This is a genomic window from Nocardia amamiensis NBRC 102102, assembly GCF_001612745.1.
Classification (GTDB): Bacteria; Actinomycetota; Actinomycetes; order Mycobacteriales; family Mycobacteriaceae; genus Nocardia; species Nocardia amamiensis.
Genome location: NZ_BDBA01000164.1, coordinates 25,038 through 31,073 on the forward strand (window position 1 = coordinate 25,038; position 6,036 = coordinate 31,073).

The 6,036-nt window shown below is 64.7% G+C and carries 5 protein-coding genes; 3 read left to right on the plus strand and 2 right to left on the minus strand.

Going from position 1 to position 6,036, the window contains the following annotated elements; all coding sequences use genetic code 11:
• Nucleotides 1–24: 24 nt before the first annotated feature.
• Together NA4_RS26945 and NA4_RS26950 are read left to right on the plus strand one after the other, a co-directional pair.
• Nucleotides 25–1,485: a SulP family inorganic anion transporter gene (locus tag NA4_RS26945; protein ID WP_067475898.1), complete on the plus strand. Its 1,461-nt coding sequence runs from the start codon at nt 25–27 to the stop codon at nt 1,483–1,485.
• 78 nt (nt 1,486–1,563) lie between these two features.
• Complete coding sequence (locus tag NA4_RS26950; protein WP_157129326.1) at nt 1,564–2,115, plus strand: TerD family protein; 552 nt, start codon at nt 1,564–1,566, stop codon at nt 2,113–2,115.
• A 169-nt stretch (nt 2,116–2,284) separates the two neighbouring features.
• On the opposite strand, the gene NA4_RS26955 is transcribed toward NA4_RS26950, so the two are convergent.
• A complete protein-coding gene (locus NA4_RS26955; RefSeq protein ID WP_157129327.1) occupies nt 2,285–2,854 on the minus strand; it encodes a hypothetical protein in 570 nt (189 codons plus the stop codon).
• A 370-nt stretch (nt 2,855–3,224) separates the two neighbouring features.
• Complete coding sequence (locus NA4_RS26960; protein WP_067475906.1) at nt 3,225–5,405, minus strand: malate synthase G; 2,181 nt, start codon at nt 5,403–5,405, stop codon at nt 3,225–3,227.
• A 308-nt stretch (nt 5,406–5,713) separates the two neighbouring features.
• Between NA4_RS26960 and NA4_RS26965 the strand changes: the two genes are divergently transcribed.
• A partial coding sequence (locus NA4_RS26965) for an alcohol dehydrogenase catalytic domain-containing protein (protein WP_157129328.1) occupies nt 5,714–6,036 on the plus strand: 323 nt, incomplete at its 3' end.

The following is a 6,036-nucleotide window of genomic DNA, read 5'->3' on the forward strand; positions in this document are numbered from 1 at the left end:
CCCGTGAGACGAGGTGCTTGGTCGGTGTTGCAACGTGTCGCTAGAGAGTCCTTGTCCGGATTGACTGTGGCGATCGTTGCGTTACCGCTGGCGATCGCGTTCGGCATCACCGCGACCGGAACCTCCGAGGGCGCGCTCGTCGGGCTGTACGGTGCTATCTTCGCCGGATTCTTCGCCGCGGTGTTCGGTGGCACACCGGGTCAGGTGACCGGTCCGACCGGCCCGATCACCGTCGTCGCGACGGGTGTCATCGCGGCGCACGGGCTCGAGGCCGCGTTCGTCGCTTTTATCATGGCGGGCGCGTTCCAGATTCTGTTCGGGCTGTGCAGGCTCGGATCTCTTATCCGTTACATCCCGCACCCGGTGATCTCCGGTTTCATGGGCGGAATCGCACTGATCATCATTCTCGGTGAACTGGATCAGGTGCAGAAGAGTCTTCTCGTAGTGGCGGTGACCATCGCGCTCATGCTCGCGTCGGCGCGGCTGATCACGTCGATCCCGGCAAGTCTGATCGTGCTGGTGATCATCACCGCCGCCTTGCCGCTCGTCGAATCCTCCCTGCGGGACCTCGAGATCGGACCGTTCTCGATCAACAAGGCGGTCGACTACATCGGTGCGATTCCGGAGGCTATCCCGAGTCTCAACACCCCGGAGCTCGGCGGGTCGCTGATGCTGACCCTGCTGCTGCCCGCGCTCAGCATCGCGTTGCTCGGATCCATCGATTCCCTGTTGACCTCCGTCGTGATGGACAACATCACCGGTACGCGGCACCAGAGCAACAAGGAACTGGTCGGTCAAGGACTCGGCAACATCGCCAGCGGGCTGTTCGGTGGCATGGCCAGCGCGGGCGCCACCGTCAGGTCCGTGGTGAACGTCCGAAACGGCGGCCGCACCGCCCTGTCGGCCGCCACACACAGTGTCATCCTGCTGATCCTCGTCGCGGGTCTCGGTGGCATCGTGCAGTACATTCCGCTCGCGGTGCTGTCGGGCATCCTGATCGTGACCGCGGTCGGCATGTTCGATTGGGAGAGCATCAAGAAGGCGCACGTCTCGCCGAAAGGCGATGTCGCCGTGATGTTGTCGACGATGATCATCACGGTGCTCGTCGACCTGACGGTCGCGGTCGCCGTCGGTGTGGTCCTCGCGGTGATGATCCACGCTGTTCGGGCCCGGCAGCGCACAGCATCGATCGTCCGAGACGACGCCGAGACCCACCATATCCACGGCCCGCTGTCCTTCTTGTCTGTCGATCATGTCTTCACCTCACTGCGCAAGGTCGAATCGACACTCGCACTGAGCCTGAAGCACGTGAGCTACATCGACGTGTCCGGCGCGAAGGCGTTACTGGCATTCATCGACCATTCGGAACGATCCGGCGTCGAACTCAGTATCGAACAACTGCCACCGCACATCGAGACCACGCTCACCGCGCTCGCCAGCGAAGAACAACACGACAAGCTGAAAGCAGTCATCGACTCGAAATAACACGACTCGAGTCGGAACTCTTGCGCATTCTGCGATGCGGTCCATGCGTCGCAGTCGCCGTGACAGAAAGGGGTGTTCGTGTCGATTACGCTGCACGACGAGAGTGGGGTCGCGCTCGACTACGTCCGCATGGCACTCGGGTGGGATCCGGTTCGGCCCCGCCGCCGCTGGTTCGCTGCCCGGCCCGCGGAGATCGATCTGAACGCGGCGGCACTGTTGTTCGCCGCCGATCGCCTCGTCGATGTCGTCTACCACGAGCAGCTCAGCTCGAACGACGGCGCGGTGCGCCATCACGGCGACAGCATGACCGGCGAAGGCAAGGGAGACAACGAGGTGATCACCGTCGACCTCACCCGGATACCACCACAGGTCACCACGCTGATCTTCCTCGTCACCTCCTATTCCGGACAGACCTTCGATCAGATCGACAACGCGTTTTGCCGCTTGGTCGACAAAGCAGGACACGAAATCGCCCGATATGACCTCAGCGGCGGAGGCTCGCACACCGGACTGGTCATGGGCAAACTCGCACGCGCACAAAGCGAATGGCGCTTCGAAGCGGTTGGTTCACCGATCCGGGCCCAGCATCCGATCGAAGCGATTCCACAGCTGACCGACATCATCGCCTAGCCTGCATCACGTGATGGCCCACATCGGTGCGGTCGGCGTGCGGCCAGAAGTGCAATGACCGAGCGTCGTTGGCGACGGCGTGGCGAATTGTTCCGGCATCGGCAGATTCCCGTACCGACAGGATGTGGCGCCCACGCGCCGTTCTCGACGAGGGCTTCGGCGACCAGGATCAGTGATCGTCCACGAACCTGTACCACTGCCGGTCGAACGCGGCGTACTCGATGCCGTCGATGGCGGGCGGGCCGAGGTGGGGCGGGGTCGCCGGGTCGCGGAAGTAGGCGAATCCTTCCGAATTCGTTTCGCCCGCTTGGGTGTAGAACAGGCAACCGCCGTCGCGGGGTGTGATGAAGGTGATCGTGTAGAGGCCGAGGCGAGTGCGTTGACCTGGGTTGACGCAGTCGGCGGCTTGGTCCTCGAGGATGGCGCGGGAAAGTTTCCAGCCGGTGCCCTGCGGGATGCCGTACCACGTCGAACCGGCCAGGACCGCGATGAGGACCGGTGACACGAGGCTGTAGAAGTAGGCTCGGTAGCGGAGCAATCCGAGCAGTCCGAACAGGGCGGCGATCCCGCCGAGTACACCGAGCACCACCCACAGCACGACCAGTGTCGGGAACGTTCCCTGGGCAGCCAGCTGCCAGAACAGCGCTGCGCAGCAGACCGCGACACACGCGGTCAGCAGCCCCATCCACAGCACGAACCAACGGGGAGTGCGCTTGCGCACGGGACCTGCAGAGTTCACGTGTTCAAGATACGAGCGGCAACGATTTCACGGGTGGGTACCGACGCCGAAATCGCCCGGTCCGTCGGTGATCACGGAAGTGGCACCAGGCAGGTCTGCGCACGATCGGACAGTGTAAACAAACATTCCGGAACGTTTCGGATCCGGCCGAGAAAGGAAAATCCCCCGGCCAGGGCTCCTGACCAGGGGATTCAATGCTCGAGGTCACTCGTGCGTCACACGCTCACAGCGGCGGGAAGCCCGCCGATCCGGTGGCCATCCAATTCCAGAACATCGCCGCTCGGTTGACGACCAATGCCACGATGTCGAGCACAACGCTTCCCATGAATCTTCCTCACAATTCGAACGATCTCGTGCGGCACCCAGGGTATTACACGCAGGCCAGCGCCTTCGCCTCGCGACGACGGCGGTGCAGGATCGGCTCGGTGTACCCGTTGGGCTGCTTGGTGCCCTCCAGGATCAGTTCCTTCGCCGCCTGGAAGGCGATGCTGCCCGCGAAATCCGGGGCCATCGGCCGGTAGTTCGGGTCACCGGCGTTCTGCCGGTCCACGACCGGGGCCATCCGCTCCAGGCTGGCCACCACCTCGTCGGCGGTGACGACGCCGTGGCGCAGCCAGTTTGCCATCAGCTGGCTGGAGATGCGCAGGGTCGCACGGTCTTCCATGAGCGCGACGTCCTTGATGTCGGGCACCTTGGAGCAGCCGACACCCTGGTCGATCCAGCGCACCACGTAGCCGAGGATGGACTGCGAGTTGTTGTCCAGCTCCTGGCGCTTCTCCTCGTCGGTCCAGTTCGGCGCAGCGGCCAGCGGGATCTGCAGGATCTCCTCGACGGTGGCGCGGCGGCCGCCCTTGGCGATCTCCTGCTGCCGCTTGAACACGTCGACCAGGTGGTAGTGGGTCGCGTGCAGGGTGGCGGCGGTCGGCGAGGGCACCCAGGCGGTGTTGGCGCCCGCGCGCGGGTGACCGATCTTCTGCGTGAGCATGTCGGCCATCAGATCCGGCATGGCCCACATGCCCTTGCCGATCTGCGCCTTGCCGGGCAGGCCCGCGGTCAGCCCGGTATCGACGTTCCAGTCCTCATAGGACAGGATCCACTGCTGGGCCTTCATGTCGGCCTTGCGGACCATCGGCCCGGCCTCCATCGAGGTGTGGATCTCGTCGCCGGTGCGGTCGAGGAAGCCGGTGTTGATGAACACGACGCGCTCGACGGCAGCCTGGATGCACGCCTTCAGGTTCACCGTGGTGCGGCGCTCCTCGTCCATGATGCCGACCTTGAGGGTGTTGCGCTCCAGGCCGAGGACGTCCTCGATCCGGCCGAACAGCTCATTGGTGAACGCGACCTCGTCGGGGCCGTGCATCTTCGGCTTCACGATGTAGACCGAGCCGGTGCGGCTGTTCTTCAGCTGCACGTCGCCGGCCAGGCTGTGCTTGGCGATCAGCGAGGTGATCAGCCCGTCCATGATGCCCTCGGGCACCTCGTTGCCCTCGGCGTCGAGGATCGCGTCCGAGGTCATCAGGTGACCGACGTTGCGCACGAACAGCAACGAACGACCGTGCAGCACCAGCTCACCGCCGTCCAGCGCGGTGTAGACGCGGTCGGGGTTCATGGTGCGGGTGAAGGTCTTCTCACCCTTGGTGACCTTCTCGGCGAGGTCACCCTTCATCAGGCCGAGCCAGTTGTGGTAGCACACCACCTTGTCCTCGGCGTCCACGGCGGCGACCGAGTCCTCGAAGTCCATGATGGTGGTCACCGCGGACTCCAGCACGACGTCCTTGACGCCCGCGGTGTCGGTGCTGCCGATCGGCGATTGCGGGTCGATCTGGATCTCGATGTGCAGGCCGTTGTGCTTCAGCAGCACCGAGCTCGGCGACTCGGGGTCACCCAGGTAGCCGACCAGCTGGGACGCGTCGGCCAGACCGATGCTGGTGCCGTCCTCCAAGCCGACCTCCAGCTCACCGTCGACGATCTTGTAGGACGTCGAACCGATGTGCGAACCGGTGATCAGGGTGACTGCGTCGTCGAGGAAGTTGCGCGCCCACTCGATCACCTTGTCGCCGCGCACCTTGTTGTAGCCGGTGCCCTTCTCGGCGCCATTGGCCTCGGAGATGGCGTCGGTGCCGTAGAGCGCGTCGTAGAGCGAGCCCCAGCGCGCGTTCGCCGCGTTGATCGCGAAGCGGGCGTTCATCACCGGCACCACCAGCTGCGGGCCCGCGGTCACGGCGATCTCGTCGTCGACATTCTGCGTGGTGATCTGGAAATCGGCCGGCTCCGGGCGCAGGTACCCGATCTCGGTCAGGAAGTTCTTGTAGGCGGCCTTGTCGTAGTTCGCGCCGGGATGCTCGGCGTGCCAGGCGTCGACCTTGCCCTGGATCTCGTCGCGTTCGGCCAGCAGGGCTCGGTTGCGCGGAGCGAGATCGTTGATGACCTGTTCGGCGCCCGCCCAGAACGCGGCGGAATCGACGCCGGTACCGGGAAGCGCCTCGTTCTCGACGAACTCGTGGAGAACGCTGGCCACCTGGAGCCCGCCGACCTGAATCCGCTCTGTCATCTACTGCCTCACTTCCGAGAAAGCCAAGTGGGAAAACAGGGTCATGTTACCCGCGGGTAGTGGTGCCACCGCGCGTCGGGTCATCCGGCCCTCTGCCCATCCATTCCGCCACGCCGTGGTGCACAGGTTCGTCACCCGGCGGGTCTTGTGGCCGTCGGCGGTCGGCCGCACAGCCTCTTGATCGTATCGCGCGGCCGATTTAATGTACTGATCGGAACATTTACCGACACGGCAGGAGTTCACGTGCCACTCACCGACAAGGTCGCCCTCGTCACCGGGGGCAGTCGTGGCTCAGACGGAGGCCGGCGATGAAAGCACTGACCTACGAAGGCCCTGAACAGATTTCCTACTCCGATCGTCCCGACCCCGCGCTGCCGGGACCCGACGGCGCGATCATCCGGGTCACCGCCACCGGGATCTGTGGCAGCGACCTGCACATCTACGGGGGACACGGTTTCGTGTCCACCACCGGTTACTGCGTCGGGCACGAGGCGGTCGGCGAGATCGTCGAAGTCGGGCCGCAGATCCGCGGTTTCTCGGTCGGGGACCGCGTGCTGGTGCCCGCGTCCGTGGGCTGCGACAGCTGCTCGCAGTGCCGCGCCGGGATCGTCGCCGCGTGCGCTCGGCAGCC